The following is a 26,382-nucleotide window of genomic DNA, read 5'->3' as shown; positions in this document are numbered from 1 at the left end:
TGAGGCGGGGGCGGGTCTGGCACGATCGGCCGCATGGTCCTGAGACAGGCCCTGCTCCTCCGCCTCCTCGCCTGCCTGCTCGTCCTGCTGGCCGGCTGCTCCTCCGCCGACGGCGACGGGGCGACGCCCTCCTGGGCCGACGGCATGGGCACGGTCCAGGAGGCCGACCTGCCCGCCGAGGCGCGCCGCACCCTGGAACTCGTCGACACGGGCGGCCCCTTCCCGTACGAGCGGGACGGCGCCGTCTTCGGCAACTTCGAAGGCCTGCTGCCCCAGCGGGAACGCGGCTACTACCACGAGTACACGGTGCGCACGCCCGGCTCCGCCGACCGCGGGGCCCGGCGCATCGTCACCGGGCGCGGCGGCGAGACCTACTACACCGACGACCACTACGCATCGTTCACGGCGGTACTGAGATGACGTACGACCTCACCGGCCGGCTCCTCGTCGTGGTGGACCTCGACGGGGTCACCGGCAAGGCGGGCCTGATGGACCGCTGCGCCCGCGCGCTGGACCTGCCCGACTGGTTCGGGCACAACTGGGACGCCCTCGTCGACTCCCTCTCCGACCACACCGTCTGGCCCGACGGCGCCGTGGAGCGCGGGCTGCTGGTCGTCGTACGCGGCTGGCGGGAGTACGCGGCGGCCCGTCCCGAGGAGTGGCGGACCGCCCAGGACGTGTTCGCCGAGGCGGCGGACCGCACCCCGTCGCTCACCGTGGCCCTCACCCTCGGAGGAACCTCCGAGGAGCGCTCCGGCCGGCCTGGATGATCCGACCGGAGCGGGCGTTCCGGACGGCATGGGACAATGAAGTACGTGCTCTTCCCCCTGGCTGACCTGTCCGGGGGCCACCTCTGATCGACTGGGATGTGCAGCACGTGCGTTTCCTCAACGACATCCAGCCCGCGTACGACCTGACGTACGACGACGTCTTCATGGTGCCGAGCCGCTCCGCGGTCGGCTCGCGGCAGGGCGTGGACCTCAGCTCCCCGGACGGCACGGGCACCACCATCCCGCTCGTCGTCGCCAACATGACCGCCATAGCCGGCCGCCGCATGGCCGAGACCGTGGCCCGCCGCGGGGGACTCGTCGTCATACCGCAGGACATCCCGAACGAGGTCGTCACCGAGGTCGTCTCCTGGGTGAAGGGCCGCCACCACGTCCTCGACACCCCGATCGTGCTGGCCCCGCACCAGACCGTCGCCGACGCGCTCGCCCTGCTGCCCAAGCGCGCGCACAACGCGGGCGTCGTCGTCGACGCGGACCACCGGCCGGTCGGCGTGGTCACCGACACCGACCTGTCCGGCGTGGACCGCTTCACCCAGCTCGAAGAGGTCATGTCCAAGGACCTGATCCTCATCGACGCCGACACGGACCCGCGCGAGGCGTTCAACACCCTCGACGCCGCCAACCGGCGCTACGCCCCCGCCGTCGACAAGGACGGCCGCCTCGCGGGCATCCTCACCCGCAAGGGCGCCCTGCGCGCCACCCTGTACAGCCCGGCCACCGACGCCCGGGGACGGCTCCGCATAGCCGCCGCCGTCGGCATCAACGGCGACGTGGCCGGCAAGGCCCGGCAATTGCTGGACGCCGGTGTCGACACGCTCGTCATCGACACCGCCCACGGGCACCAGGAGTCGATGATCAGCGCGCTGAAGCTGGTCCGCGACCTCGACCCGCAGGTGCCGGTCGTCGCCGGGAACGTCGTCGCCGCCGCGGGCGTCCGCGACCTGATCGAGGCCGGCGCCGACATCGTCAAGGTCGGCGTGGGCCCCGGCGCCATGTGCACCACCCGCATGATGACCGGTGTCGGCCGGCCCCAGTTCTCCGCCGTCCTGGAGTGCGCCGCCGAGGCGAGGAAGTACGGCAAGCACGTGTGGGCCGACGGCGGCGTCCGGCACCCCCGCGACGTGGCCATGGCGCTCGCCGCCGGCGCGTCCAACGTGATGATCGGCTCCTGGTTCGCCGGAACCTACGAGTCCCCGGGCGACCTCCAGCACGATGCCGACGGCCGCCCCTACAAGGAGTCCTTCGGCATGGCCTCCGCGCGCGCCGTGCGCAACCGCACCTCCGAGGAGTCGGCGTACGACCGCGCCCGCAAGGCGCTGTTCGAGGAGGGCATCTCCACCTCCCGCATGTTCCTCGACCAGGCCCGCCCCGGCGTCGAGGACCTGATCGACTCGATCATCGCGGGCGTCCGCTCCTCCTGCACCTACGCCGGCGCCGGATCGCTCGAGGAGTTCGCCGCGAAGGCCGTCGTCGGCATCCAGAGCGCCGCCGGCTACGCCGAGGGCAAGCCGCTCCACAACAGCTGGAACTGACGTCTTCCCCGGGAGCGGGGCCGGTGTGCGACGGTTCACAGCGCCGGCGCAACGAACACCCGCCCCGCCCCGGGGAACGCAATGATCTTGCGCCGGTGCGCAAGGTTGCTGCATTTCAGGAGCAACGAAGTACCTCGTAGGGTTACCCGCTGTACGTGTGCGGCGGGGACTCCGCTCGACGGGGGCCCGGCTGTCGCGGGACCCCGTCCGTCCCCTGCCGCGGAACGCCGGCAGCGACGAAGGAGTCAGCGCGTGCTCGACCAAGGCGCACCCCCGCACAACGGCACTCCCGCCGCCCCGCCGTCCCCGGGTCACGGCACGCGCCTGATGCGCCGCAAGCCCGTGGAACGCCTGGTCGCGGAGGGTGGCCAGGGTGAGGGAGGCTCCCTGCGGCGTTCCCTCGGGCTCTGGCAGCTGACCATGATCAGCATTGGTGCCACCCTCGGCACCGGCATCTTCGTCGTCCTCGGCGAAGCCGTCCCCAAGGCCGGTCCCGCCGTTACCCTGTCCTTCGTGATAGCCGGCCTGACGGCCCTCTTCTCCGCCCTCTCCTACGCCGAGCTGGCCGGCACCATCCCCGTCTCCGGCTCCTCCTACTCGTATGCGTACGCAACGATGGGCGAGCTGATCGCCTGGGTCTGCGGCTGGTGCCTGATGCTCGAGTACGGCGTGTCGGTCGCCGCCGTCGCCGTCGGCTGGGGCGAGTACCTCAACGAACTCCTCGACGGCACCATCGGCGTCACCCTCCCCGCCGCGCTCTCCGCCCCGCCCGGCGACGGCGGCGTCTTCAACCTCCCCGCGCTGATCGTCGTCCTGCTCGCCATGGCGTTCCTGATGGGCGGCGCCCGCGAGTCCGCCCGCGCCAACACGATCATGGTCGTGGTGAAGATCGGCGCCCTCGTGCTGTTCTGCGCCATCGGCGTCCAGGGCTTCCGCTCCGGCAACTACGAGAACTTCATGCCGCTCGGCATGGCCGGCGTCAGCGCCGCCGGGGCGACGCTCTTCTTCTCGTACATCGGCTTCGACGCCGCCTCCACCGCCGGCGAGGAGGCCAGGAACGCCCAGCGCGACCTGCCCCGCGCGATCCTGCTCTCCCTCGCCGTCATCACCGCGCTGTACGTCCTCGTCGCCGCCGTCGCCGTGGGCGCCAAGCCCTGGCGGCAGTTCACCGACTCCGAGGCCACACTCGCCCAGATCATGCGCGAGGTCACCGGGCAGAGCTTCTGGGGCACCCTGCTGGCGTTCTGCGCCGTCATCGCCATCGCGAGCGTCGTGCTGACCGTGCTCTACGGCCAGACCCGCATCCTGTTCGCCATGTCCCGGGACGGGCTGGTGCCCAAGGTGTTCGGCAGGGTCAGCCCGAAGACGGGCGCGCCCCGCGCCAACACCCTGATCGTCTCCCTCTTCTGCGGCGTCCTCGCCGCCGCCATCCCGCTCGGCCGGCTCGCCGACGCCACCAGCATCGGCACACTGTTCGCCTTCGCGCTGGTCAACATCGCCGTCGTGGTACTGCGGCGGTCCCGGCCCGACATGCCGCGCACCTTCCGGGTGCCGCTGTCACCCGTGCTGCCCGCCGTCGGCCTCGGGTTCTGCCTGTGGATGATGGGCAGCCTGTCCGCCGTCACCTGGGTGGTCTTCGGTGTCTGGATGGCCGTCGGGCTCGTGTTCTACTTCCTCTACGGCTACCGCCGCTCCCGGCTGGCCGTTTCCACCGCACCAGAAGCGAAGTGAACCACCCGCAGTGCTGAACGATCTCGACGAACGCATCGTGCACGCCCTCGCCGAGGACGCCCGCCGCTCCTACGCGGACATCGGGCAGCTCGTCGGCCTCTCCGCGCCCGCCGTGAAACGCCGTGTGGACCGGCTGCGCGCCACCGGGGCCATCACCGGATTCACCGTACGCGTGGACCCCGCCGCCCTCGGCTGGGCGACCGAGGGGTTCGTCGAGATCTACTGCCGCGGCAACACCTCCCCGGAGACCATCCAGCGGGGCCTGGAGCGCTACCAGGAGGTCGTGGCCGCCTCCACCGTCACCGGTGACGCGGACGCCGTCGCCCAGGTCTTCGCCTCCGACATGCGCCACTTCGAACGGGTCCTCGAGCGCATCGCGGGCGAGCCGTTCGTCGAGCGGACCAAGTCCGTGCTGGTGCTGTCGCCGCTGCTGCGGCGGTTCTCGTCCGGGTCGCCCACGTAATCCGTGGCCGGGGGGAGCTGTGCTGTTCTAGCATCGGTGCCATGACCTGGCGACATTGATCCACCCGCTGCGCTTCCCGAGGGCCGCCTCGGGCGCCGTACGTCCTCGACGTCCGGTGTCCGAACCGCCCCCTTGGGAAGGCCTCATGACTCTCACGCCCCCGCGTGCCTCCGACGTCCGCGTGCGACGGCTGACGAACACGCTGTACGGCTACGCGTTCCTCGACGACTTCATCCTGCTGTACCCGGTGTACGCGCTGCTGTTCAGCGACGCCGGGCTGTCCGTCTGGCAGATCTCCTCGCTGTTCGCGGTGTGGTCGGTGACCGGGGTGCTGCTGGAGGTTCCCTCCGGGATCTGGGCCGATACCGTCTCGCGGCGGCTGTTGCTGTGGGCCGGGCCGTTGCTGACCGGTGCCGGGTTCGTCCTGTGGGTCGCTGTTCCGTCCTATGGCGCCTTCGCGGTCGGCTTCCTGTTGTGGGGTGCGGGCGGGGCGCTCGGGTCCGGGGCGCTGGAGGCCCTCGTCTACGACGAACTGTCGCGGCTCGGTGCGGCCGGGCGCTACGCCCGGGTGATGGGGCGGGCCCGGGCGGCCGGGATGGTCGCCGTGATGGCGGCGATGGGGCTCGCGGGGCCTGTACTCGCCCGGGGTGGTCATACGGCCGTCGGTGCGGCGAGTGTGCTGGTGTGTGTGCTGACGGCGGTCGTGGCGCTGCGGTTTCCCGAGCAGCGTGCCGGTGGGGCCGGCCGGCGTGAGAGCTGGACCGTCGTCGTGCGGGGCGGGCTTGCGGAGGTCCGTGCGGACCGGTCGGTGCGGGGCGCGTTGCTGCTGGTGCCGGCCGTGAGCGCGGTGTGGGGCGCGCTGGATGAGTACACGCCGCTGCTGGTGCGGGGGACCGGGGTCGCGGACGGGACGGTTCCCTATCTGCTGTTGCTGATCTGGGCCGGAGCGACCGCGGGGAGTCTGCTGGCGGGGGAGGGGGAGCGGCTCGGGGGCGTGGGGCTGGCCGCCGTGCTGGGCGGGGCGGGGCTTGCGCTGGGTGTGGGCGCGGCCGCGGGTACGCCGGTGGGGCTGGTGCTGGTCGCGGTGGCGTTCGGTGGGTTCCAGGCGGCGACGGTGCTGGCCGATGCGCGGCTTCAGCGGCGCATCGGGGACGGGGGGCGGGCCACGCTGACGTCGGTGGCGGGCCTGGCCACGGAACTGACGACGGTCGCGACGTTCGGCGCCTACGCGCTGATCGCCTCGGGCCACGCCCACAGCACGGCGTTCACGGTCCTGGCGCTGCCCTACCTGGCGACGGCACTGCTGCTGCTGTTCACGGCGACCGCCGGGCGACGGCTGTAGCCGCCGGTCGCGTGGGGCTCGGGTTTGCTGAGAGGGCCCGGGCCCAGCCCGCCGCCCCCTCGCCGAGGCCCGCGCAACGAATCGCCGCCCACCCCCCGGCCCACGCAACAAACCCCCCACGGACGCGCAACACCTCCGCCTTGTCCCCCCAAGCCACCCGAACGTACCGTCTACCTGGCCCCCCGAACCCCCGCGTACCCGTGAGGAACACGCATGCGCACCGCCCTGCTCCAGAGCTCCGGCCGCCCCGGATCCGTCGGCGAGAACCTCAAGGTCCTCGACGACGCGGCCCGCCGCGCCGCGGCCGCCGGCGCCGGGCTCCTCGTCACCTCCGAGCTGTTCCTCACGGGGTACGCGATCGGCGACGGCATCCCCCGGCTCGCCGAGCCCGCCGACGGCGAAGCCGCCGACGCGATCGCGGAGAGCGCCGCCCGTCACGGCCTCGCGATCGCCTACGCCTACCCCGAGCGCGACGGCGAGCGCGTCTTCAACTCCGCGCAGCTGATCTCCGCCGACGGCACCCGTCTCGCGAACTACCGCAAGACCCACCTCTACGGCTGCTACGAACGCGACCACTTCACCCCGGGCGAGCAGACCGTCGTACAGGCCGAACTCGACGGCCTCACCGTCGGCCTCCTGATCTGCTACGACGTCGAGTTCCCGGAGAACGTGCGCGCCCACGCCCTCGCCGGAACCGACCTGCTGCTGGTGCCGACCGCGCTCCTCCACCCGTTCCAGTTCGTCGCCGAACACATGGTGCCGGTGCGGGCCTTCGAGAACCAGATGTACGTGGCGTACGTCAACCGCGTCGGCCCGGAGGGCGAGTTCGAGTTCGTCGGGCGGTCCACGCTCGCCGGACCCGACGGAGTCGCCCGTACCCGCGGCGGCGCCCACGAGGAACTCCTCCTCGCCGACACCGACCCCGTCTTCCTCGCCGCCTCCCGCGCGGCGAACCCGTATCTGGCCGACCGCCGCCCCGGTCTGTACGGGTCCCTCGTCTGAACCCCCGTTCCACCCCCGCAAGGAGTCCGTACCCCATGACGTCCACCGTGCCCAACGCGATCGAGCACGCCGACGCGCAGCAGCCGCCGATCACCATGTTCGGCCCGGACTTCCCGTACGCGTACGACGACTTCCTGGCCCACCCCGCCGGGCTCGGGCAGGTCCCGGCGACCGAGCACGGCGCCGAGGTCGCCGTGATCGGCGGTGGACTGTCCGGCGTCATCGCCGCGTACGAGCTGATGAAGATGGGGCTCAAGCCGGTCGTGTACGAGGCCGACCGGATCGGCGGGCGGCTGCGGACCGTGGGGTTCGAGGGGTGTGATCCGTCCCTGACGGCCGAGATGGGCGCCATGCGGTTTCCGCCGTCGTCCACCGCGCTCCAGCACTACATCGACCTGGTGGGACTGGAGACCCGGGCCTTTCCCAACCCGCTGTCCGAGGCGACGCCCTCGACCGTCGTCGACCTCAAGGGCGAGTCGCACTACGCCGAGACCCTCGACGATCTGCCCCAGGTCTACCGGGACGTCGCCGACGCCTGGGCGAAGTGCCTCGAGGAGGGTGCCGACTTCTCCGACATGAACCGCGCCCTGCGCGAGCGGGACGTGCCGCGGATCCGCGAGATCTGGGCGAAGCTGGTCGAGCAGCTCGACAACCAGACCTTCTACGGTTTCCTCTGCGACTCCGAGGCGTTCAAGTCCTTCCGGCACCGCGAGATCTTCGGGCAGGTCGGCTTCGGCACCGGCGGGTGGGACACCGACTTCCCCAACTCGATCCTGGAGATCCTCCGCGTCGTCTACACCGAGGCCGACGACCACCACCGCGGCATCGTCGGTGGTTCGCAGCAGCTGCCGCTGCGGCTCTGGGAGCGTGAGCCGGAGAAGATCGTCCACTGGCCCTACGGCACCTCGCTGGCCGGTCTGCACGAGGGCGGTGAGCCCCGTCCCGCGGTGACGCGGCTCAACCGCACCGCCGGCAACCGGATCACCGTGACGGACGCCGGCGGCGACATCCGTACGTACGCCGCCGCGGTCTTCACCGCCCAGTCCTGGATGCTGCTGTCCAAGATCGCCTGCGACGACTCGCTGTTCCCGATCGACCACTGGACCGCCATCGAGCGCACCCACTACATGGAGAGCTCCAAGCTCTTCGTGCCCGTCGACCGGCCCTTCTGGCTGGACAAGGACGAGGAGACCGGGCGGGACGTCATGTCGATGACGCTCACCGACCGCATGACCCGCGGGACGTATCTGCTGGACGACGGCCCGGACAGGCCCGCCGTCATCTGTCTCTCCTACACCTGGTGCGACGACAGCCTGAAGTGGCTGCCGCTGTCCGCGAACGAGCGGATGGAGGTCATGCTGAAGTCGCTCGGCGAGATCTATCCCAAGGTCGACATCCGCAAGCACGTCATCGGCAACCCGGTGACGGTCTCCTGGGAGAACGAGCCCTACTTCATGGGCGCGTTCAAGGCCAACCTGCCCGGCCACTACCGCTACCAGCGGCGGCTGTTCACGCACTTCATGCAGGAGGCGCTGCCCGAGGACAAGCGCGGCATCTTCCTCGCCGGCGACGACATCTCCTGGACGGCGGGCTGGGCCGAGGGCGCCGTCCAGACCGCGCTGAACGCGGTGTGGGGCGTCATGCACCACTTCGGCGGCGAGAGTGACCCGACCAACCCGGGCCCCGGCGACCTCTACGACGAGATCGCCCCGGTCGAACTCCCCGAGGACTGATCCCGCCGGGTCAGTCCGGCAGCGGGGTGAGCAGCATACGGCCGGCGAACCCCACCGCCGTGTCCAGGCGTTCGGTGAACTCCCCGGCGATCTCCGGCAGTCCGCGCAGCGCCCACAGCGCGCGGGCCGCCGTCCAGGCCGCGTCCCGGGCGCGTTCCAGGCTCCACGCACCCAGCAGATGGATCAACGGGTCGGTGATCCGCAGCAGTTCGGGGCCCGGCGTCAACTCCTCGCGGATGCGCTCCTCCAGCGAGAGGAGCAGTTCGCCCACGCCGTCGAACTCGTCCTCCAGATCGACGGGTTCGCAGGCGAGCGTACGGCAGGTGTCCACGACGGCGAGGGCGAGATCGTGGCCGATGTGGGCGTTGATGCCCGCGAGGGCGAACTGCACCGGACGTACGTCCGGGTGGTGGCGGAACTGGAACAGCGGGCGCCAGCAGGCCGGTGGCGGCCGCCCCTCTCGTACCGTGTCCACGGCCGCCAGATAGCGCTCCGCGAAGCGCACGTCCAGCGTGATCGCCGCCCGCGCGTCCGGGAACCCGCCCGCGTCGAGGTGCCGGTCCACGGCCTGTGTGACGGCGAGGTAGACACGGTTGAAGACGGCGACCCCGTCCCGCGCGGGCAGGGCCGCCTCCAGGGCGCGCATACGGGAGATGACCCCGTCCACGAGCGTGACGACTTGTTCGCATTGCGCCATGAGCGCAGAGTCGCACCTTTAGGCTGACCCCGGTGGCGGCGGGCCCGGCGCATCCCCGGAACGGGGGAACGCGCCCGTCGTGGGGGAGGGGGAGCGGTACGGTGTCAGGCTCGCGTGCCCGGCGGGTGTCCGCGCGCAAGGCCGAGGGACGGCGGGCCGTCCGGCGCGGCGCGATGGTCGCGGCCGCCTCCGTGGTGGTCGCCGTCGGCACCGTCACGGGGATGCTGTCGGCGGCCGGTGGGGGAGGGGGACCCGACGAGGCGCGGCCCGTGGTGACCTCCTCGCCACGGCCGGCATCACCGCCGGTCGAGCCGTCGCCGTCCGGTTCGCCTTCCGCCACGGTGAGTCCGAGGGTCGAGGCGAGTCCGGAGGCGTCGCCGTCCAGGACGGCGAAGAAGGAGCGGCAGGCCGTTCCCGCGTCCACGGGGCTGTACCGCCATCCTGATTCGCAGGTCCTGGACTGGGTGCGGGACCATCCCGACGACCCGCGCCGTGCGGTCATCGAGTCCCGGATCGCCGGGCGGCCGGCCGCCGTGTGGTTCGCCGACTACTCCCCGGACACGATCACGTCCCGGGTGCGTGCCGTGGTGTCGGGAGGCGCGGCCCAGGGCCGGGTGCCCGTGGTCGTGCCGTACGCCGTGCCCGACCGGGACTGCGGCGGGTACTCCGAGGGCGGGGCGCCGGATCTGGCCGCCTACGACGACTGGATCGACCGGTTCGCCGCGGGACTGGGCGGAGCCGAGGTCATCGTGATCCTGGAGCCCGACGCGATCGCCCAGTCGGGGTGCCTGTCCGCCGGTGAGCGCGCCGACCGCTTCGCCTCGCTGGCCCGTGCCGGCCGGGTGCTCAAGGACGCCGACCCGAGGGCCCGGGTCTACTTCGACGCGGGGCACTCCGGCTGGCGCACGCCCGCCGAGCAGGCCGCCCTGCTGCGGCAGGCCGGTGCCGCCTCGGCCGCCTCCTCCGACGGGGTGTTCAGCAACGTCTCCAACTTCCACGCCACCGCCGCCGAGGCCGCCTACGACCGTGCCGTGCTCGACGCCCTCGACGGACCGCCCGGCCTCGGCGCCGTGATCGACACCAGCCGCAACGGCAACGGCGCCCCGGCCGACGGCGAATGGTGCGACCCCGCCGGCCGCAGGATCGGCCACGCCCCGACGCTCAGCACCGGCGAGGCCGGCATCGACGCCTACCTGTGGGTGAAACTCCCGGGGGAGTCCGACGGCTGCAAGGGGGAGCCGGGCACCTTCACCCCGTCGTACGCCTACGACCTGGCGCGCTGACCGTCCCCGTCGCCGCCCGTGTCGTAGGAGGACGTGCCCTCGTCGAGCAGCGGCTCCTGCGTCTTGAGGTGGGCGGGCGCGAAGGCGCGCAACACGTGGTAGCCGGTGATGACGACCAGCGTGCCGAGCGCGATGCCGCTCAGCGAGAAGGTGTCGGTGAACTCGATCGAGACATTGCCGACGCCGATGATGATGCCCGCCGCGGCCGGTACGAGATTCAGCGGATTGCGCAGATCCACCTTGGCGTTGATCCAGATCTGGGCGCCGAGCAGGCCGATCATGCCGTACAGGATGACCGTGATCCCACCGAGCACCCCGCCCGGGATGGCGGCCACGACCGCGCCGAACTTGGGGCAGAGACCGAACAGCAGGGCGAAACCGGCGGCGGCCCAGTACGCGGCCGTGGAGTAGACCCGGGTCGCGGCCATCACGCCGATGTTCTCGGAGTAGGTGGTGTTGGGCGGGCCGCCGACCGCGGTGGACAGCATCGAGCCGACACCGTCGGCGGAGATGGCAGTGCCCAGCTTGTCGTCGAGGTTGTCGCCGGTCATCTCGCCGACCGCCTTGACATGCCCGGCGTTCTCGGCGATCAGCGCGATGACCACCGGCAGGGCGACCAGGATCGCCGACCACTCGAAAGACGGTCCGTGCAGCGTCGGCAGACCGATCCAGTCCGCCTTGCCCACTCCGGACAGGTCAAGCCGCCAGTGGTCGGTGATCCTGCCGCCGGCGTCCGCCGAGTGGATCCGCCCGAAGATCCGGTCCAGCGCCCAGGACAGGGCGTAACCGAAGACCAGCCCGAGGAAGATCGCGATCCGGGACCAGAAGCCGCGCAGACAGACCACGGCCAGACCGGTGAACAGCATCACGAACAGGGCGGTCCACTGGTCCTGCGGCCAGTACGTGGAGGCCGTCACCGGCGCCAGGTTGAAGCCGATCAGCATCACCACCGCGCCCGTCACGATCGGCGGCATCGCGGCGTGGATGATCCGCGCGCCGAACCGCCGTACCGCCAGACCCACCAGGAACAGCGCGCCGCCGACCACGAACACCGCGCCGGTGACGGTGGCGCTGGAGCCGCCGTCGGCCCGGATGACCGCGGCGACACCGACGAAGGACAGCGAGCAGCCGAGATAACTGGGCACCCGGCCGCGCGTGGCCAGCAGGAAGACGACGGTCGCGACACCCGACATCATGATCGCCAGGTTGGGGTCCAGACCCATGAGTACCGGGGCCACGAAGGACGCCCCGAACATGGCCACGACATGCTGGGCGCCCAGACCCGCGGTGCGGGGCCAGGAGAGCCGTTCGTCGGGGCGGACCACCGCTCCGGGGGCCGGAGTGCGTCCGTCGCCGTGCAGTTTCCACCGGACGCCGAGATCCATGGGCTGTCGCTTTCGTCGTATGTGCAGCGTGTCCGGACCATTGTGAGGGCTGGGCGGCGGTGCTTCGTACAGGTGGGCGGGCCCGGACGGGCGTGCTGAGCGTCTGCTTAGGATGAGGGCGCGCCGCTGTTCGATGTATGCGGCACTCATCCCGTACGTCCCAGGAGTCCCACCCGTGACCGCCGAAGCCCCGCTCGCCCCCGCCCTGCACCACGGCCGGCTGATCCCCGTGACCGTCCACTTCGACGACCTCGACGCGCTGGGCCTGCTGCACAACGCCCGCTATCCGCTGCTCGTCGAGCGGGCGTGGACGGAGCTGTGGCAGGAGAAGGGCATCCGCTTCGAGGGCGACTGGGCCGCGGCCGGCGACGCGTGCAACGCGGTCCGTGAACTGCGCATCGGCTACGAGGCCCCGGTCACCCGCGCCGGCACGTACGCCGTCCACCTGTGGCTGGAGCGCCTCGGCAGGACCGGACTGACGTACGGCTTCCGGTTCTGCTCCGAGGACGGGACGGTGACCTACGCGCGGGGCAGCCGGGTGCTGGTGCGGCTGGACGCGGCGACCCTGCGCCCGGCGCCCTGGAGCGAGGCGTTCAGGGACGCGGGTCGGGAACTGCTGCGTCCGGCCGGGTGATCTTCGTACGGTCTCCCGCGCGCAGCACGCTCGCGAAGCCGGCGATGCCGCACGACAGCACCGTGACCAGGACGAACGACACCATCAGGCTGGTCGCCTGGGCCAGCAGGCCGATCGCGCTCGGGGCGATCAGACCCGAGGTGTAGGTGATGGTCGCGACACCCGCGATGGCCAGGCTCGGGTTGGCGCCGCTGCGGCCGGCGGCGGCGAAGCACAGCGGCACCACCACCGCGATACCGAGCCCCATCAGCGCGAACCCGCCCATCGCCGGCACGGGGTGCTCGGCGAACACGATCAGCAGTCCGCCGAGGACGGCGACGACACCGCTCGCGCGGACCGTGCGCACGGCGCCGTAGCGGTCCACCACATGGTCCCCGGCGATCCGGGCGATCGCCATGGTGAGCGTGAAACCGGTGGTGCAGGCCGCCGCGAGACCGGCCGAGGTCTCCAGCTGGTCCCGCAGATAGACCGCCGACCAGTCCAGGCTCGCGCCCTCCGCGAACACCGCGCAGAAGCCGATCGCGCCGATCAGCAGCGCGGAGCGGGGCGGCAGCGCGAACCGGGGCGGCGGCTCCTCGTCCTCGGCGGACTGCAGGTCCAGCACCCAGGTGCAGGCGGTCACACCGGCCACCGTCAGGACCGCCGCCGCGAGCGTGTGGTGCAGCCGGGCGTCCGCGCCGATGTGGGCGGCGAGCGTGCCGGCCGCCGAACCGATCAGCGCGCCGGCGCTCCACATGCCGTGCAGCCCGGACATGATCGACTTGTCGAGCCGGTTCTCCACCTCCACGCCCAGCGCGTTCATCGCCACGTCGGACATACCGGCCGTGGCGCCGTAGACGAACAGGGCCAGACAGAGGGTCAGCAGGTTCGGGGCGACCGACGGCAGGATCAGCGCCAGCGTCCACAGCGCGATCAGTCCGCGCAGCGCCGCGCGGGCGCCGAAGCGGTGGCTGATACTGCCCGCGAGCGGCATCGCGAGGGACGCGCCGAGCGCGGGGAAGGCGAGCGCGAGCCCCAACTGCCCGGCGCTGACCCCGGCGTGCTCCTGGATCCAGGGGACGCGGGTGGCGAACGAGCCGGTGACCGCGCCGTGCACGGCGAACACGGCGCCGACGGCGTACCGCGCCCGTCTCACCTCGTGCTGCTTATGGACCACTGCGCTCATCGTCCCGCCCCTCCCGGTCGCCGCTCTCCGCACGCGCCGCCGTAAACTATCAGGAACCCTGCCTGAAAGATAAGGGGTTACCGGCGGCCGAGCAGGCGCCGACCGGTCCCGCCGATCTGGAAGGATCCCGGCATGGCCGCATCACCGAGCACCGCCAGAGCCCTCAACGACCGGCTCGCCCTGCGTCTGCTCCAGCAGGAAGGCCCGCTGACCGCAGGGCAGTTGAAGCAGCTCACCGGGCTGTCCCGGCCGACCGTCGCCGACCTCGTCGAGCGGCTCACCGCGGCCGGCCTCATCGGGATGGTCGGTGAGGCGGGGGAACAGCGGCGCGGCCCCAACGCCAAGCTGTACGGCATCGTCGCCGACCGGGCCCACCTGGCCGCGCTGGACGTCCGCACGGAGGGCGTCGCCGTGCTGGTGTCGGACCTCGTCGGCGAGGTACTGGCCGAGGCCGCCCTGCCCATCACCGGCGACGCGGGCACCGGACCGGCGGTCGAACAGGCGGTCAACCTGGTCGAGCGGACCCTGAAGGAAGCGGGGGCGGACCGGCTGCACACCGTCGGGATCGGCGCGCCCGGGCTGATCGATCCCGCGAGCGGTGAACTGCGCGATTCGACGGGGCTGCCCGAGTGGCACCGGAGGCTGGTCGCCGCCCTTCAGGAGCGGCTTCCCGAGGCCCGGGTCAGTGTGGAGAACGAGACCAACCTCGCGGCGCTGGCCGAGCAGCGGGACGGGGCGGCGCGGGGGCGGGACACCTTCGTCCTGCTGTGGCTGGGGCATGGCACCGGGGCCGCGGTGATCCTCGACGGCGTTCTGCGCAGGGGGGCGTCCGGGGGTACGGGGGAGATCGGGTTCCTGCCGGTGCCGGGTACGAGTGGGCTGCCGTCGGCCACCGACTGCGAGGGCGGGTTCCACTCGCTGGTGGGGGCGGAAGCGGTGGCTCGACTGGCGGAGTCCCACGGGGTGGTGACGGAGCCCGAGGATTCACCGGCGGGGGTGGTCCGTGCGGCTGTCGCGGCGGATGTGCCCGGTGCCGCGGGGGCGCGTTTTCTCGACGCGCTGGCCGCTCGCGTCACCGTCGGGGTCGCCTCGCTGGTCGCGTTGCTGGATCCCGGGCACGTGGTGCTGGGGGGCGAGGTGGGGCAGGCCGGGGGAGAGGCACTGGCCGGGCGGGTGCGGGAGCGGTTGGCCGCGATGTCGCCCCTGCCGGCGGATGTGCGGGCCAGCGGTCTGGGGGGTGGGGCGGTGTTGCGGGGGGCGCTGCTCACGGCACGGGACCGTGCGCAGGATGAGCTGTTCGGCCCCGGGGGAGCCGCCCCCGGGCGGAAATCCAGCCCCTCCGGCGCTTGAGGAGCGGGGTCCGGGGCGGGGCGCCGGGGGGGCGAACCCCCCGGGGTTCAGCGAGCTGCCGGCCGGGCGACGTGGGACGTCAGGTACTCGTCGAACGTCGCCCTGCCCACCGCATGGTGCGGAGCCAGGTGATGGCCGGTACGGAACGCGTCGTAGGCCGCCCCGCGCAGCGGCACCTTGACCACCGGCCGGTGCCGCCCCGCCGCCTTCAGATACGCGCGAGCCAGGGAGTCGAACGTGCGGATCTCGGGACCGCCCATGTCGTCGACCCGCCCCGCCGGCGCCCCCTGCGCCAGCTCGGCCAGACGTTCCGCCACCTCCCGTACATCGACCGGCTGATCCTTCACCCGGGCCGGCAGCAGCACGACCGGCAGCTTCGCCATCCCCCGCAGAACCCTGAACACCAGATCGTGGAACTGGGTCGCACGCAGCACCGTCCAGCCCAGCCCCGACTCCTCCACCAGCCGCTCCACGGCGAGCTTGGACTTGTAGTAGCCGTACGGCACCCGGTCGACACCCACGATCGAGATGTACGCCAGGTGCCCCACCCCGGCCCGCCGCGCCGCCGCGATCAGATTCCGCGCGGCCGTCTCGTCGCCACCGCGGGCGGACGTCGCACAGTGCACGATCGTGTCCACGCCCGTGACGGCGGCGCCGAGCTCACCCCCGCCTTCCCGCAGGTCGACGGCGTACGGACGGCTGTGCCTGCTGAGCACCCGCACCTCGTGCCCGTCCGTGCGCAGCCGTTCGGCGACATGCCGGCCGAGCGTGCCGGTGCCGCCGGTCACCAGGATCGTGGTCATGTCGTGCCGTCCCTTCGGACACCGGCGGGACGGATCGGCCGACCCGCCCCGTACGGGATCCAGCTTCGCCGGGTCCGGCACCGGGCGCATCCGGGCATGGTGGGACCCGGCGGCGGGCAAGGGCCGTCTTCACCGCCGCCGGGCCGGTCTGTGGTGCTCGCCAGGAGTCGGCGCCGACATTAAATGGACTAGACCACAGTGGTCAATAGGTATGGACCAACAAGGGCGGGGCACGGTAGGGGAGTTGCCCCCGCACCACGCACGGCAGCGCCCGTGTCACCCCTTGTGAGCCACTCCACACCCATCGCCCGTATGGAGGGCGGCCGGCCGTGGCACACTGGCCCTGTACCAGTAGCAGCGCACTCCGGGGTCGGTGAAAGTCCGAACCGGCGGTTACAGTCCGCGACCCGGTCGCCTCCAGCGGCCGGTTGACCAGGTGAAATTCCTGGACCGACGGTTAAAGTCCGGATGGGAGGCAGTGCGCGGCGGGCGGGCATCCATGCGCGCCGCCGTACCGGTTCGCCGTCGAGGCGGACCCTGTCCGGCGTCGCTCCCGGTGTCCTCACCCGCGGTTTCTGTCGTCATCGACAGCCCCGGAGTCCGTGCCCGAAGAGGCAGGAGGACCCGGGAAGTGTTCACCGGAATCGTCGAAGAGCTGGGCGAGATCACCGCCGTCGAGAACCTCGACGACGCCTGTCGCTTCCGGCTGCGCGGCCCCGTCGTCACCGAAGGCGCGAAGCACGGCGACTCCATCGCCGTCAACGGCGTCTGCCTCACCGTCGTCGAACACGAAGGCGACGAGTTCACCGCCGACGTCATGGCCGAGACCCTGAAGCGCTCCAGCCTCGGCGCCCTCGCCATCGGCTCCCGCGTCAACCTCGAACGCCCCACGGCCGTCGGCTCCCGCCTCGGCGGCCACATCGTGCAGGGACACGTCGACGGCACCGGCGAGATCCTCGGACGCGAGCCGTCGGAGCACTGGGAGATCGTGAAGATCTCCCTCCCCGCCGACCTCTCCCGCTACGTCGTGGAGAAGGGCTCCATCACCGTCGACGGCATCAGCCTCACCGTCGTCGACGCCGCGGCCGACTTCTTCACCGTCAGCCTGATCCCGACCACCCTCGCCCTGACCACGCTCGGCATCAAGCAGCCCGGCGACCCGGTCAACCTCGAGGTGGACGTCATCGCCAAGTACGTCGAGCGGATGCTCGGCGACCGCGCCGTCGGTGAGGGGACGGCCCGGTGAACTGGCTCAACTCCGAGGCGTTCACCCTCTTCGACCAGCACATCAAGTGGTCGGACATGATCGGCAACGTGATCGGGCTGATCGCCCTCGCCCTCGGCTGGCGCCGGTCCATCTGGACCTGGCCCGCCCAGTTCGTCTCCGGGCTCGTTCTCTTCGCCGCCTTCTCCACCGCCCACCTCTCCGGCAGCGCCGGCAAGCAGGTCGTCGTCATGCTCGTCGCCGCCTGGGGCTTTTGGCAGTGGAACCGCGGCCGGGGGCAGGCCCAGGACGGCTCCGTCGCCGTACGGTTCGCGACCAACCGCGAACGCGTTCTCCTCGTGGGCGCCGCCGCCGTCGGCACCCTCGCGGTCGGCGGGCTGTTCACCCTCTACCCGTCCCTGTCCTGGGATGCCTGGCCGGACGCGTACATCTTCGTCGGCACCGTCGTCGCCATGTACGCCCAGGCCCGCGGCATGGTCGAGTTCTGGTTCGCCTGGCTGCTCGTCGACCTCGTCGGCGTCCCCCTGAACTTCGCCAACGGCTTCGCCTTCTCCGGCTTCGTCTACGTCATCTACGGCGCGCTCGTCCTGTGGGGCATGCGCGACTGGTGGCTGCGCTCCCGCGAGGACGCGCGGCCCGCCCTGAAGGGAGCCCCCGCATGACCGCGGCACCGATCCTCTACAGCACCGAAGGCGCCGAGGACCTCACCCTCGACCCCGTCGAGCAGGCCATCGCCGACATCGCGGCCGGCCGCCCCGTCGTGGTCGTCGACGACGAGGACCGCGAGAACGAGGGCGACCTCGTCATCGCCGCCGAGAAGGCCACCCCCGAGATCGTCGCCTTCATGATGAGCGAGTGCCGCGGTCTGATCTGCGCCCCCATGGAGGGCGGTGAACTGGACCGGCTGCGCCTCCCGCAGATGGTCGACGACAACACCGAGTCCATGAAGACCGCGTTCACCGTCTCCGTCGACGCCTCCGCCGCCCACGGCGTGACCACCGGAATCTCCGCCGCCGACCGCGCCACCACGCTCCGGCTGCTCGCCGGCGGCACCGCCGAACCGGCCGACCTCGTCCGCCCCGGCCACGTCTTCCCGCTGCGCGCCCGCCCCGGCGGCGTCCTCGTGCGCGACGGCCACACCGAGGCCGCCGTCGACCTCGCCCGCCTCGCCGGACTGCGCCCGGCCGGCGCCATCGTCGAGATCGCCGGCGAGGACGGCACCATGCTGCGGCTGCCCGAACTGATCCCGTTCGCCCGCAAGCACGGCCTGACGATCATCTCCATCGCGGACCTGATCGCCTACCGCCGCTCCGCCGAACCCACCGTCCGCCGCGAGGCCGAGGTCCGGCTGCCCACCTCCCACGGCGTCTTCACCGCATACGGCTACCGCTCCACCGCCGACGGCGTCGAACACGTCGCCCTCGTCCACGGCGACATCGCGGACGGCGAGGACGTCCTCGTCCGCGTCCACTCCGAATGCCTCACCGGCGACATCTTCGGCTCCCAGCGCTGCGACTGCGGCCCCCAGCTCGACGCCTCCCTGGACCGCGTCCAGGCCGAGGACCGGGGCATCGTCGTCTACCTGCGCGGCCACGAAGGGCGCGGCATCGGCCTGATGTCCAAACTGCGCGCCTACGAACTCCAGGAACGCGGCCGGGACACCCTCGACGCCAACCTCGAACTCGGCCTGCCCGCCGACGCCCGCGACTACGGCGCCGGCGCGCAGATCCTCGCCGACCTCGGCGTCCGCAGCGTCCGCCTGATGACCAACAACCCCGACAAGTCGGACGCGCTCGTCCGCCACGGCATCGAGGTCACCGGCCGTGAGCCGATGCCCGTCACCGCGGGCGAGCACAACCTCCGCTACCTGCGCACCAAGCGGGACCGGATGGGCCACGACCTGCCCTGGCTGGACACGCCGACCGTGCCCGCCTGCGGCAACCAGTAACGAGAACGACCGAGGAGAGACGTGAGCGGCAAGGGTGCACCGGAACTGTCCGTACGCGACGTGGGCGACCTGCGGGTCGCCGTCATCGCCGCACAGTGGCACGAGAAGGTGATGGACGGACTGGTCGACGGCGCCCTGCGCGCCCTGCACGACCTCGGCATCGACGAACCGACCCTGCTCCGGGTCCCCGGCAGCTGGGAACTCCCCGTCGTCGCCAAGGTCCTGGCCGGCCGGGGCTACGACGCGGTCGTCGCCCTCGGCGTCGTCATCCGGGGCGGCACACCCCACTTCGACTACGTGTGCCAGGGCGTCACCCAGGGCCTCACCCAGGTCTCGGTCGACACCGGCGTCCCCGTCGGATTCGGCCTGCTCACCTGTGACGACGAGCAGCAGGCCCTCGACCGCGCCGGACTGCCCGGCTCCAGCGAGGACAAGGGGCACGAGGCCGTCACCGCGGCGGTGGCGACCGCGGCCTGCCTGCGTTCAGTATCCGAACCCTGGCGGTGAGCAGACCCCGTCAGCGCGTAGGGTGAGGACCACCATGTCCAAGAAGACGTTCGAGGAGCTCTTCACCGAGCTCCAGCACAAGGCCGCCCACGGCGATCCCGCCACCTCCCGCACCGCCGAACTGGTGGGCAAGGGCGTCCATACCATCGGCAAGAAGGTCGTCGAGGAGGCCGCCGAGGTCTGGATGGCCGCCGAGTACGAGGGCAAGGAGGCGGCCGCCGAGGAGATCTCGCAGCTGCTGTACCACGTCCAGGTGATGATGGTCGCCCGCGGCATCTCCCTCGACGACGTCTACGCCCACCTGTAGATCCCCACCCCCGCCACACCACCCACCACACGAAGGAAGCCGACCTCATGCTGCGCATCGCCGTCCCCAACAAGGGTTCCCTGTCAGGCCCCGCGGGGGAGATGCTGCATGAGGCCGGCTACCGGCAGCGCCGCGAATCCAAGGAACTGCGCACCGTCGACCCGACCAACGAGGTCGAGTTCTTCTACCTCCGCCCCCGCGACATCGCCATCTACGTCGCCTCCGGGCAGCTCGACATCGGCATCACCGGCCGCGATCTGCTGATCGACTCCGGCGCCGACGCCGAGGAGATCCTCCCCCTCGGCTTCGCCCGCTCCACCTTCCACTACGCCACCAAGCCCGGCACCATCGACAGCCTGGCGGACCTGACGGGCAAGACGATCGCCACCTCCTACGAGGGCATCGTCGCCGCACACCTCGCCGACGGCGGCGTCGACGCCTCCGTCGTCCACCTCGACGGCGCCGTCGAGACCGCCATCCAGCTCGGTGTCGCCCAGGTCATCGCGGACGTCGTCGAGACCGGCACCTCGCTGCGCAACGCCGGACTCGAGGTGGTGGGCGAGCCCATCATGAAGTCCGAGGCCGTCGTCATCCGCCGTACCGGCGCGGACGGCGAGGAACCCAAGGTGCGGCAGTTCCTGCGCCGCCTCCAGGGCGTCCTCGTCGCCCGGACGTACGTGATGATGGACTACGACTGCCGCGTCGAACAGCTCGAGAAGGCCGTCGCCCTCACCCCGGGCCTCGAGTCCCCGACCGTGTCCCCGCTGCACAACGAGGGCTGGGTCGCCGTCCGCGCCATGGTCCCCTCCAAGGAGGCCCAGCGGATCATGGACGATCTGTACGACATCGGCGCCCGTGCCATCCTCACCACGGCCATCCACGCCTGCCGCCTCTGACCGGGACCCGGACCACCACCATGTCGGACGCCACCCCGGCCCAGCTGCCCGTCACGTTCCGCCCCGGCCGCACCCGCGCGGTGCTGCTCACCGCCGGCGTCGCGCTCTTCGTGGTCATCACGCTGATCGCGCTGCTGCTGGAGCAGCTCAGCGGGGGGGAGCGGATCAGTTTCGTGTTCACCGCCGCGCTGCTGGCCGGCGTGCTGTTCCTGCTCGCCCGCCCGAAGGTCGTCGCCGACGAGAGCGGCGTCACCGTCGTCAACATCGTGAGCCGGCGCCGCCTGGACTGGGCGGAGATCCTCCGGGTGAACCTCCGTCCCGGTGACCCCTGGGTCTTCCTCGACCTCAGCGACGGCACCAGCCTGCCCGCGCTCGGCATCCAGCCCGGCATCGCCAAACAGCAGGCCATCGCCGACGCGAGGGCTCTGCGGGCACTCGCCGAGACGCGCTCCAGCGCCGGACCCGAGGCACCCGGGAACTGACTCAGGGGCGCTTTTGGGACCCGCTCCGGGAAGCGTCCGGCACCTCCACCTGCCGCAGTCGCCCTTGTCTTGATTAATCTGGTGTGCGGAGGCGCGCCGACAGCGCCTCCGCCCCTGCCGCCCCGCCCGGAGCCCAGGGGCTCCAGCTACCCGAGGAGTGACCCTCTCCGGCGATGGACGGATCGTCCTGTAGTACCTGCGCCGCCCCCTGCCGACATAGCGCCGACCCGCTCCCAGCGGTCCGCGCGCATGCGGAGGCGGCGGCATCATGACCACCCCCCTGCTGCTCCTCGCAGCCGCCTTCCTGCTGATCCTGGCCAACGGCTTCTTCGTGGCCGCCGAGTTCGGCCTGGTCACCGTCGAGCGACCGGACGCCGAACGGGCCGCCGCGGCCGGCGACCGGCGCGCCCGACGTGTCGTCGAGTCGCTCAGGGAGCTGTCCTTCCAGCTCTCCGGCACCCAGCTCGGCATCACCATCACCTCCCTCGTCGTCGGCATGCTCGCCGAACCGGCGCTCGCCGGCCTGCTGCGCGGCCCCTTCACCGGCATCGGCGTCCCCGGGGGCGCCGTCTCCGGTGTCTCCGTGGTCGTGGGCATGCTGCTCGCCTCCGCCGTGCAGATGGTGATCGGCGAACTCGTGCCCAAGAACTGGGCCGTCTCCCGCCCGCTGCAGGTCGCCCGCTTCGTGGCCGGCCCGCAGCACGGGTTCGCCCGGCTGTTCCGCCCGGTCATCGCCGGGCTGAACGCCGTGGCGAACCGGCTGGTGCGGTCCCTGGGCATCGAGCCCACCGAGGAACTGGCCTCCGCCCGCACCCCCGGCGAACTCGTCTCCCTGGCCCGGCACTCGGCCCGGGCCGGCGCCCTGGAACAGGACACCGCGGACCTCTTCGTCCGCACCCTGTCCCTCGGCGAACTCACCGCACAGCACGTCATGACCCCGCGCGTGAAGGTCAGCGCCCTGCACTCCTCGGCGACCGCCGAGGACGTGGTCAACCTGACCCGGGCCACCGGACTGTCCCGCTTCCCCGTCTACCGGGAGCGGATCGACGAGATCGTCGGCATGGTGCACCTCAAGGACGCCCTCGCGGTGTCCGTGCGCGACCGGCTGCGCACCCCCGTGGGCCGTATCGCCCGCCCGGCGCTGCTCGTCCCCGAGACCCTCCCCGTACGGCCGCTGCTCACCCGGCTGCGCAGCGAGCAGCCCATCGCGGTCGTCGTCGACGAGTACGGCGGCACGGCCGGCGTCGTCACCCTGGAGGACATCGTCGAGGAGATCGTCGGCGAGGTGCGCGACGAGCACGACGGACTGGACGTCCCCGAACTCGCCCCCGCCCCGCCCGAGGACGGCAACCCCGCCTGGGACGTGGACGGCGGAGTCCGGGTCGACATCCTGCTCCGCATAGGCCTGGAAGCGCCCGAGGGCCCGTACGAGACGGTCGCCGGCCTCGTCGCCGATCTGCTCGGCCGGATCCCGGCCGTCGGCGACCACGCGGAACTGCCGGGCTGGCGCCTGTCGGTGCGCAGCGTCGGCCACTACCGCGCCGAACGCGTCCGTCTGGTCAGGACGGCCCCGCTGCCGCTCGTGGAGGTGGCCGGATGAGCCTGCTGCAACTCCTCTTCGCCGCGCTGCTCGTGCTCGCCAACGGCTTCTTCGTCGGCGCCGAGTTCGCGCTCGTCTCGGTACGCCGCAGCCAGATCGAACCGCTCGGCACGACCCGCGCCCGCCAGGTGCTGTACGGCCTGGAGCATCTGCCGCAGATGATGGCGGCCGCCCAGTTCGGCATCACCGTCTGCTCGCTGACCCTGGGCGCGGTCGCCGAACCGACGGTCGCCCGGCTGCTGGAGCCGGTCTTCGAGTGGATGCAGCTGCCGCACGGCATGATCCACCCGCTCGGCTACGTCATCGCGCTCGCCGCGGTCGTCTTCTTCCACCTCGTCATCGGCGAGATGGTCCCGAAGAACCTGGCGATGGCGGCCCCCGAGAAGGCCTCGCTGTGGCTGAGCCCCGGACTCGTCTGGTTCGCCCGCCTGTGCAAGCCGGTCACGATCGCGCTCGGCGCCTGCGCGCAGGCGATCCTGCGGCTGTTCCGCGTCGAGCCGAAGGACGAGGTCGAGGCCGTCTTCACCAGCGAGCAGCTCAACCGGCTGGTGGAGGACTCCGGCCAGGCCGGTCTCCTCGACCCCGAGGAGGCCGAGCGGCTGGAGGACGCGCTGGAGCTGGGTTCGCGCCCGGTGACGGACGTCCTGCTCGGCCGGGAGTCGCTGGTGACGGTCACGCCCGCGGTCACCCCGGGGCAGATCGTCGAGCTGACCGCCCGAACCGGGTACTCCCGCTTCCCGGTGGCCGCGGACGGGGGGCCCTTCATGGGCTACCTGCACGTCAAGGACGTACTGGACCTGGAGGACTCCGACCGCGCAGTCCCGCAGCACCTGTGGCGCCCGATGACGACCCTGCGGCCCGAACTCCCCCTGGACGACGCCCTCACGGTGATGCGCCGGGCCGCCACCCACCTGGCCCAGGTCGCCGGCCCGTCCGGCAAGGTCCTGGGCCTGGTGGCCCTGGAAGACGTCCTGGAACTCCTGGTGGGAGAGGTCCGGGACCCCGCCCACCGAGAAGTGACCCTCACCCACCCAAGACCGAGCGGCGACCAGGAGAACGCCCTGGCCTGACTACTGGCACCCGCCCGTCCGACTGCGGGCGGTCGTGCCGCTGTGGCGGCACCGGTGGGCGCGGCGACACCCCCTCCAGCGGGGCGAGCGCGAACCCACCCCCGCGGACGGCCGCACCGGGACCTCACGGCCCCGTGACACGGCAACCCCGCCGGGGCTCAAAGCCCCGGTGGGTCCGCCGGTCCCCGCCCCGACAGCACCTCCCCGTACGCCTGCATCAGATCCGGCAGCCGCAACGTGGCCAGATCGTCCCGGCTCAGCACCCCCGGATACCCCGACAACCGCAGATCCCGATACGCACAGCTCTTCTCGTACAGCGTCCGCAGAAACCGCCCGTTCCCCAGCTCGTCGATCCACCCCTGGTCCACCACATGCCCGGCGATCGACCGCAGCTCGTCCAGCGCCTCCTCGTCCCACACATCCCCGTTCTCCCCCGCCAGCACCTCCCCGATCGAGGTCAGCTCCAGCGGCCGGTACGAGGGGAAGTCCACCCGTGTGGTGAACCGCGACGACAGCCCGGGGTTCGCGGTCAGCAGCCGGTCCATCCCCTCCGGATACCCCGCGAGTATCACCACCAGGTGATCCCGGTTGTCCTCCGCCCGCTTCAGCAGCACCTGCAGCGCCTCGTCCCCGTACGCGTCCCCCTTGCCGTACCCGGAGTTGGACAGCGAGTACGCCTCGTCCACGAACAGCACCCCGCCGAGCGCGGAGTCGATCAGCTCATTGGCCTTCACCGCGGTCTGCCCGAGATACTCGCCCACCAGATCCGCCCGCTGCGCCTCCACCAAATGGTCACCGCCGAGCAGCCCGAGGGCGTAGAAGACCCGGCCGAGGATGCGGGCCACCGTCGTCTTCCCCGTGCCCGACGGCCCCGAGAACACGAAGTGGCGTTTCGGCGGCTGTACCGGCAGTCCCTGCCCGGCCCGCAGCCGCGCCATGTTCAGCTGCGCCGACAACGCCTTGACCTGCCGCTTCACCGGTTCCAGGCCCACCATGCGCTCCAGTTCGGCGAGCGCCTCCTCCAGTAGGGCGGAATCCGTCGGCCCGGTCGGCAGCGGCGACGTCCCGGCGCCGGTCCGCTGCCGTACGCCCGCGGGGGCGACCGGCGGCAGCGGACCCGGCGGGGGATCGAGGTCGGGGAGCCGGAGATCGCGGCCCTCGGTGCCGAAGAGCGGGTCGAGCAGGTCGGGGCCGTCCACCATGTCCTGCCCGGCCCCCGTGAGCGTGATCGCCGCGAGGCCGGAGTCGTCGTCGTACCCGTCGCCCTCGGCGATCGCGGCCAGCCGCGCGGAGGTGTCCATGAACGCCGGATCGACCCGGTGCACGGCCCGGTACAGGGGGAGCGCCGCGGCGCTGCGGCCGGTGCCCTCGTGGGCGCGGGCCAGCCAGTAGCGCAGCTCCTTGCGCTGCGGCTGTTCGCTGCGGCACCGCATCAGCGCCGCCGACAGCAGCGGTTCGGCCTGCCCGTACATCTCCAGCCGCACCCGGGCCATCCCGCCGAACAGGCCGGCCTCGATGCCCAGCATCGGGTCGTCGACCAGGGAGTCCGTGCGCCGGACCAGCTGCTCCCAGTCCTTGACCAGGTAGGCGCGGCAGGCGTGCAGGAAGCGGACCTGGGGATCGGCGTCCACCGGGGGCAGTCCGGCGAGCGCCCGGTCCAGTTCGGGGACGTGGCGTCCGTCCAGCCAGTGGGAGGCGTGCGCCAGCAGCAGATCGCGGGGGCTCTCCAGCACCGGCTGCACCCACCAGCCGAGCCAGTACCAGGAGTTGAGGGTGCGGCCGTGCCGGGTGCGCTGTTCGCCGAAGCGCTCCCGGTGCCGGAACATCCGCAGCAGCGCGGCCGTCGTGTCGACGCGCAGCGCGTGCAGCCCGAGCCAGCCGTCGGCCATCCCCGGATCGATCCGTACGGCGGCCCGGAACTCCTCCTCCGCCTGCGGATAGGCGCCCATGGTGTAGGCGTCCACGCCCCGCAGCCAGGCGAGGTCGGCCGGGGCCTGCGGGCCCTGCGTGCCGAAGTCCATCACGTCCCCCACAAACCGTGCCCCCGTCGGTCACCGGCCGGCCCTCGTCCGTCGGCTCCCGTAGGTCGAACCGCTGTGCCGCGGACCGGAGTTGCAAGGTGCGCGAAGCAATGTCCGTAGGTCGCACCGAGGGCATCGTACCCGCGTGGGCGGTACGTCCGTAGGGTGCCCGGCATGCCGAACGGCGAGGTGGGAGGGGGAGCGGGGACGGCGTGCGGTGACCCTGGGTGATCGTCATATGCCGCTGGGCGTCCGAAAGGTGCGAAGAGGGCAGAACGAAGCCCCCGATCACGGGGGAACAACCGGGGGCTTCGTGTCCGCGGGCGGCTCCGAAGGGCCGCACATTGAGAACGTAAGACCTGTACGCGCCCTCGGTCAAGCGGAGTTGGGGTACTCCGGCAACTTGTCCGGGACGCGT

The 26,382-nt window shown here is 71.9% G+C and carries 25 protein-coding genes and 1 riboswitch; of the genes, 20 read left to right on the top strand and 5 right to left on the bottom strand.

Features of this window, described 5'->3' with window-relative positions; genetic code table 11:
• The first annotated feature begins 33 nt into the window (after positions 1-33).
• The 8 genes from IF28_RS0118945 to IF28_RS0118910 all read left to right on the top strand — a co-directional run bounded on the left by IF28_RS0118945 (position 34) and on the right by IF28_RS0118910 (position 8,591).
• The gene (locus IF28_RS0118945) at positions 34-420 is read left to right on the top strand and encodes a ribonuclease domain-containing protein (RefSeq protein WP_030221556.1); all 387 of its coding nucleotides are present in this window, start codon (positions 34-36) and stop codon (positions 418-420) included.
• Positions 417-770: a barstar family protein gene (locus IF28_RS0118940; RefSeq protein ID WP_030221554.1), complete on the top strand. Its 354-nt coding sequence runs from the start codon at positions 417-419 to the stop codon at positions 768-770. Before IF28_RS0118945 ends, IF28_RS0118940 begins: the two co-directional genes overlap by 4 nt.
• Before the next feature lie 107 nt (positions 771-877).
• On the top strand, positions 878-2,320 hold the full coding sequence (locus IF28_RS0118935; protein WP_030221553.1) for a GuaB1 family IMP dehydrogenase-related protein: 1,443 nt from the start codon (positions 878-880) through the stop codon (positions 2,318-2,320).
• 252 nt (positions 2,321-2,572) lie between these two features.
• A complete protein-coding gene (locus IF28_RS0118930) occupies positions 2,573-4,051 on the top strand; it encodes an amino acid permease (RefSeq protein WP_030221551.1) in 1,479 nt (492 codons plus the stop codon).
• Between the two features lie 10 nt (positions 4,052-4,061).
• Entirely contained in the window at positions 4,062-4,514 is a 453-nt protein-coding gene (locus IF28_RS0118925; RefSeq protein ID WP_030221548.1) for an Lrp/AsnC family transcriptional regulator, read from the top strand.
• Between the two features lie 145 nt (positions 4,515-4,659).
• Positions 4,660-5,856 carry an MFS transporter gene (locus IF28_RS0118920; protein ID WP_030221544.1) on the top strand — a complete coding sequence of 399 codons (1,197 nt, stop codon included), beginning with the start codon at positions 4,660-4,662 and terminating at the stop codon, positions 5,854-5,856.
• A 213-nt stretch (positions 5,857-6,069) separates the two neighbouring features.
• Positions 6,070-6,858 carry a carbon-nitrogen hydrolase family protein gene (locus IF28_RS0118915; protein ID WP_030221542.1) on the top strand — a complete coding sequence of 263 codons (789 nt, stop codon included), beginning with the start codon at positions 6,070-6,072 and terminating at the stop codon, positions 6,856-6,858.
• A 35-nt stretch (positions 6,859-6,893) separates the two neighbouring features.
• On the top strand, positions 6,894-8,591 hold the full coding sequence (locus IF28_RS0118910; RefSeq protein WP_030221539.1) for a flavin monoamine oxidase family protein: 1,698 nt from the start codon (positions 6,894-6,896) through the stop codon (positions 8,589-8,591).
• Between the two features lie 10 nt (positions 8,592-8,601).
• Here IF28_RS0118910 and IF28_RS0118905 read toward each other — a convergent pair whose 3' ends face one another.
• Positions 8,602-9,288: a DUF5995 family protein gene (locus IF28_RS0118905; RefSeq protein ID WP_030221537.1), complete on the bottom strand. Its 687-nt coding sequence runs from the start codon at positions 9,286-9,288 to the stop codon at positions 8,602-8,604.
• A gap of 173 nt (positions 9,289-9,461) precedes the next feature.
• Between IF28_RS0118905 and IF28_RS0118900 the strand changes: the two genes are divergently transcribed.
• Complete coding sequence (locus IF28_RS0118900; RefSeq protein WP_030221535.1) at positions 9,462-10,571, top strand: glycoside hydrolase family 6 protein; 1,110 nt, start codon at positions 9,462-9,464, stop codon at positions 10,569-10,571.
• On the opposite strand, the gene IF28_RS0118895 is transcribed toward IF28_RS0118900, so the two are convergent.
• Positions 10,553-11,956: a uracil-xanthine permease family protein gene (locus IF28_RS0118895; RefSeq protein ID WP_030221532.1), complete on the bottom strand. Its 1,404-nt coding sequence runs from the start codon at positions 11,954-11,956 to the stop codon at positions 10,553-10,555. The genes IF28_RS0118900 and IF28_RS0118895 overlap by 19 nt on opposite strands.
• 175 nt (positions 11,957-12,131) lie before the next feature.
• On the opposite strand from IF28_RS0118895, the gene IF28_RS0118890 reads away from it, so the two are divergent.
• Positions 12,132-12,590, top strand: coding sequence for an acyl-CoA thioesterase (locus tag IF28_RS0118890; protein WP_030221529.1), 459 nt, complete (start codon positions 12,132-12,134; stop codon positions 12,588-12,590).
• Here the strand turns inward: IF28_RS0118890 and IF28_RS0118885 are convergent.
• On the bottom strand, positions 12,550-13,755 hold the full coding sequence (locus IF28_RS0118885; protein WP_030221526.1) for an MFS transporter: 1,206 nt from the start codon (positions 13,753-13,755) through the stop codon (positions 12,550-12,552). The two genes, IF28_RS0118890 and IF28_RS0118885, sit on opposite strands and share 41 nt — an antisense overlap.
• A gap of 132 nt (positions 13,756-13,887) precedes the next feature.
• On the opposite strand from IF28_RS0118885, the gene IF28_RS0118880 reads away from it, so the two are divergent.
• Positions 13,888-15,105, top strand: a complete 1,218-nt coding sequence (locus tag IF28_RS0118880; protein WP_030221523.1) for an ROK family transcriptional regulator — start codon at positions 13,888-13,890, stop codon at positions 15,103-15,105.
• Positions 15,106-15,152: 47 nt separating this feature from the next.
• Here the strand turns inward: IF28_RS0118880 and IF28_RS0118875 are convergent, their stop codons facing one another.
• On the bottom strand, positions 15,153-15,908 hold the full coding sequence (locus IF28_RS0118875; protein ID WP_030221521.1) for an SDR family oxidoreductase: 756 nt from the start codon (positions 15,906-15,908) through the stop codon (positions 15,153-15,155).
• A 355-nt stretch (positions 15,909-16,263) separates the two neighbouring features.
• A riboswitch (FMN riboswitch) is annotated at positions 16,264-16,394 on the top strand.
• A gap of 145 nt (positions 16,395-16,539) precedes the next feature.
• Here IF28_RS0118875 and IF28_RS0118870 point away from each other — a divergent pair.
• From IF28_RS0118870 to IF28_RS0118830, 9 genes are all read left to right on the top strand, one after another.
• Positions 16,540-17,154, top strand: a complete 615-nt coding sequence (locus IF28_RS0118870) for a riboflavin synthase (RefSeq protein WP_030221518.1) — start codon at positions 16,540-16,542, stop codon at positions 17,152-17,154.
• Positions 17,151-17,795 carry a nicotinamide mononucleotide transporter family protein gene (locus tag IF28_RS0118865; RefSeq protein ID WP_030221515.1) on the top strand — a complete coding sequence of 215 codons (645 nt, stop codon included), beginning with the start codon at positions 17,151-17,153 and terminating at the stop codon, positions 17,793-17,795. Before IF28_RS0118870 ends, IF28_RS0118865 begins: the two co-directional genes overlap by 4 nt.
• Positions 17,792-19,081 (top strand): bifunctional 3,4-dihydroxy-2-butanone-4-phosphate synthase/GTP cyclohydrolase II, encoded by a 1,290-nt coding sequence (locus tag IF28_RS0118860; RefSeq protein ID WP_030221512.1) that lies wholly within the window; start codon positions 17,792-17,794, stop codon positions 19,079-19,081. Before IF28_RS0118865 ends, IF28_RS0118860 begins: the two co-directional genes overlap by 4 nt.
• A 21-nt stretch (positions 19,082-19,102) precedes the next feature.
• Positions 19,103-19,588 carry a 6,7-dimethyl-8-ribityllumazine synthase gene (gene ribH, locus IF28_RS0118855; RefSeq protein WP_030221509.1) on the top strand — a complete coding sequence of 162 codons (486 nt, stop codon included), beginning with the start codon at positions 19,103-19,105 and terminating at the stop codon, positions 19,586-19,588.
• Between the two features lie 34 nt (positions 19,589-19,622).
• Positions 19,623-19,895 (top strand): phosphoribosyl-ATP diphosphatase, encoded by a 273-nt coding sequence (locus tag IF28_RS0118850; RefSeq protein ID WP_030221505.1) that lies wholly within the window; start codon positions 19,623-19,625, stop codon positions 19,893-19,895.
• A gap of 47 nt (positions 19,896-19,942) precedes the next feature.
• Positions 19,943-20,791: an ATP phosphoribosyltransferase gene (hisG, locus tag IF28_RS0118845; RefSeq protein ID WP_030221502.1), complete on the top strand. Its 849-nt coding sequence runs from the start codon at positions 19,943-19,945 to the stop codon at positions 20,789-20,791.
• Between the two features lie 20 nt (positions 20,792-20,811).
• Positions 20,812-21,273: a PH domain-containing protein gene (locus IF28_RS0118840; RefSeq protein WP_030221500.1), complete on the top strand. Its 462-nt coding sequence runs from the start codon at positions 20,812-20,814 to the stop codon at positions 21,271-21,273.
• Between the two features lie 268 nt (positions 21,274-21,541).
• Entirely contained in the window at positions 21,542-22,873 is a 1,332-nt protein-coding gene (locus IF28_RS0118835; protein ID WP_030221497.1) for a hemolysin family protein, read from the top strand.
• On the top strand, positions 22,870-23,943 hold the full coding sequence (locus tag IF28_RS0118830) for a hemolysin family protein (protein WP_030221494.1): 1,074 nt from the start codon (positions 22,870-22,872) through the stop codon (positions 23,941-23,943). Before IF28_RS0118835 ends, IF28_RS0118830 begins: the two co-directional genes overlap by 4 nt.
• Before the next feature lie 158 nt (positions 23,944-24,101).
• On the opposite strand, the gene IF28_RS0118825 is transcribed toward IF28_RS0118830, so the two are convergent.
• Positions 24,102-25,964: an AAA family ATPase gene (locus tag IF28_RS0118825; RefSeq protein WP_030221490.1), complete on the bottom strand. Its 1,863-nt coding sequence runs from the start codon at positions 25,962-25,964 to the stop codon at positions 24,102-24,104.
• Between the last annotated feature and the right edge of the window lie 418 nt (positions 25,965-26,382).

Origin of the sequence: Streptomyces sp. NRRL WC-3626, assembly GCF_000718785.1 — a bacterium.
GTDB classification, from domain to species: Bacteria; Actinomycetota; Actinomycetes; order Streptomycetales; family Streptomycetaceae; genus Streptomyces; species Streptomyces edwardsiae.
Note: the sequence above shows the minus strand (reverse complement) of the source record. Positions and strands in the feature narration are given on the sequence as shown.

What these genes read in the sequence shown, in the direction of transcription:
- IF28_RS0118945 (WP_030221556.1), top strand. Translation starts at nt 34, where the DNA reads ATGGTCCTGAGACAGGCCCTGCTCCTCCGCCTCCTCGCCTGCCTGCTC.
- IF28_RS0118940 (WP_030221554.1), top strand. Translation starts at nt 417, where the DNA reads ATGACGTACGACCTCACCGGCCGGCTCCTCGTCGTGGTGGACCTCGAC.
- IF28_RS0118920 (WP_030221544.1), top strand. Translation starts at nt 4,660, where the DNA reads ATGACTCTCACGCCCCCGCGTGCCTCCGACGTCCGCGTGCGACGGCTG.
- IF28_RS0118915 (WP_030221542.1), top strand. Translation starts at nt 6,070, where the DNA reads ATGCGCACCGCCCTGCTCCAGAGCTCCGGCCGCCCCGGATCCGTCGGC.
- IF28_RS0118910 (WP_030221539.1), top strand. Translation starts at nt 6,894, where the DNA reads ATGACGTCCACCGTGCCCAACGCGATCGAGCACGCCGACGCGCAGCAG.
- IF28_RS0118905 (WP_030221537.1), bottom strand. Translation starts at nt 9,288, where the DNA reads ATGGCGCAATGCGAACAAGTCGTCACGCTCGTGGACGGGGTCATCTCC.
- IF28_RS0118900 (WP_030221535.1), top strand. Translation starts at nt 9,462, where the DNA reads ATGGTCGCGGCCGCCTCCGTGGTGGTCGCCGTCGGCACCGTCACGGGG.
- IF28_RS0118895 (WP_030221532.1), bottom strand. Translation starts at nt 11,956, where the DNA reads ATGGATCTCGGCGTCCGGTGGAAACTGCACGGCGACGGACGCACTCCG.
- IF28_RS0118885 (WP_030221526.1), bottom strand. Translation starts at nt 13,755, where the DNA reads ATGAGCGCAGTGGTCCATAAGCAGCACGAGGTGAGACGGGCGCGGTAC.
- IF28_RS0118880 (WP_030221523.1), top strand. Translation starts at nt 13,888, where the DNA reads ATGGCCGCATCACCGAGCACCGCCAGAGCCCTCAACGACCGGCTCGCC.
- IF28_RS0118875 (WP_030221521.1), bottom strand. Translation starts at nt 15,908, where the DNA reads ATGACCACGATCCTGGTGACCGGCGGCACCGGCACGCTCGGCCGGCAT.
- IF28_RS0118860 (WP_030221512.1), top strand. Translation starts at nt 17,792, where the DNA reads ATGACCGCGGCACCGATCCTCTACAGCACCGAAGGCGCCGAGGACCTC.
- IF28_RS0118850 (WP_030221505.1), top strand. Translation starts at nt 19,623, where the DNA reads ATGTCCAAGAAGACGTTCGAGGAGCTCTTCACCGAGCTCCAGCACAAG.
- hisG (WP_030221502.1), top strand. Translation starts at nt 19,943, where the DNA reads ATGCTGCGCATCGCCGTCCCCAACAAGGGTTCCCTGTCAGGCCCCGCG.
- IF28_RS0118840 (WP_030221500.1), top strand. Translation starts at nt 20,812, where the DNA reads ATGTCGGACGCCACCCCGGCCCAGCTGCCCGTCACGTTCCGCCCCGGC.
- IF28_RS0118835 (WP_030221497.1), top strand. Translation starts at nt 21,542, where the DNA reads ATGACCACCCCCCTGCTGCTCCTCGCAGCCGCCTTCCTGCTGATCCTG.
- IF28_RS0118830 (WP_030221494.1), top strand. Translation starts at nt 22,870, where the DNA reads ATGAGCCTGCTGCAACTCCTCTTCGCCGCGCTGCTCGTGCTCGCCAAC.
- IF28_RS0118825 (WP_030221490.1), bottom strand. Translation starts at nt 25,964, where the DNA reads ATGGACTTCGGCACGCAGGGCCCGCAGGCCCCGGCCGACCTCGCCTGG.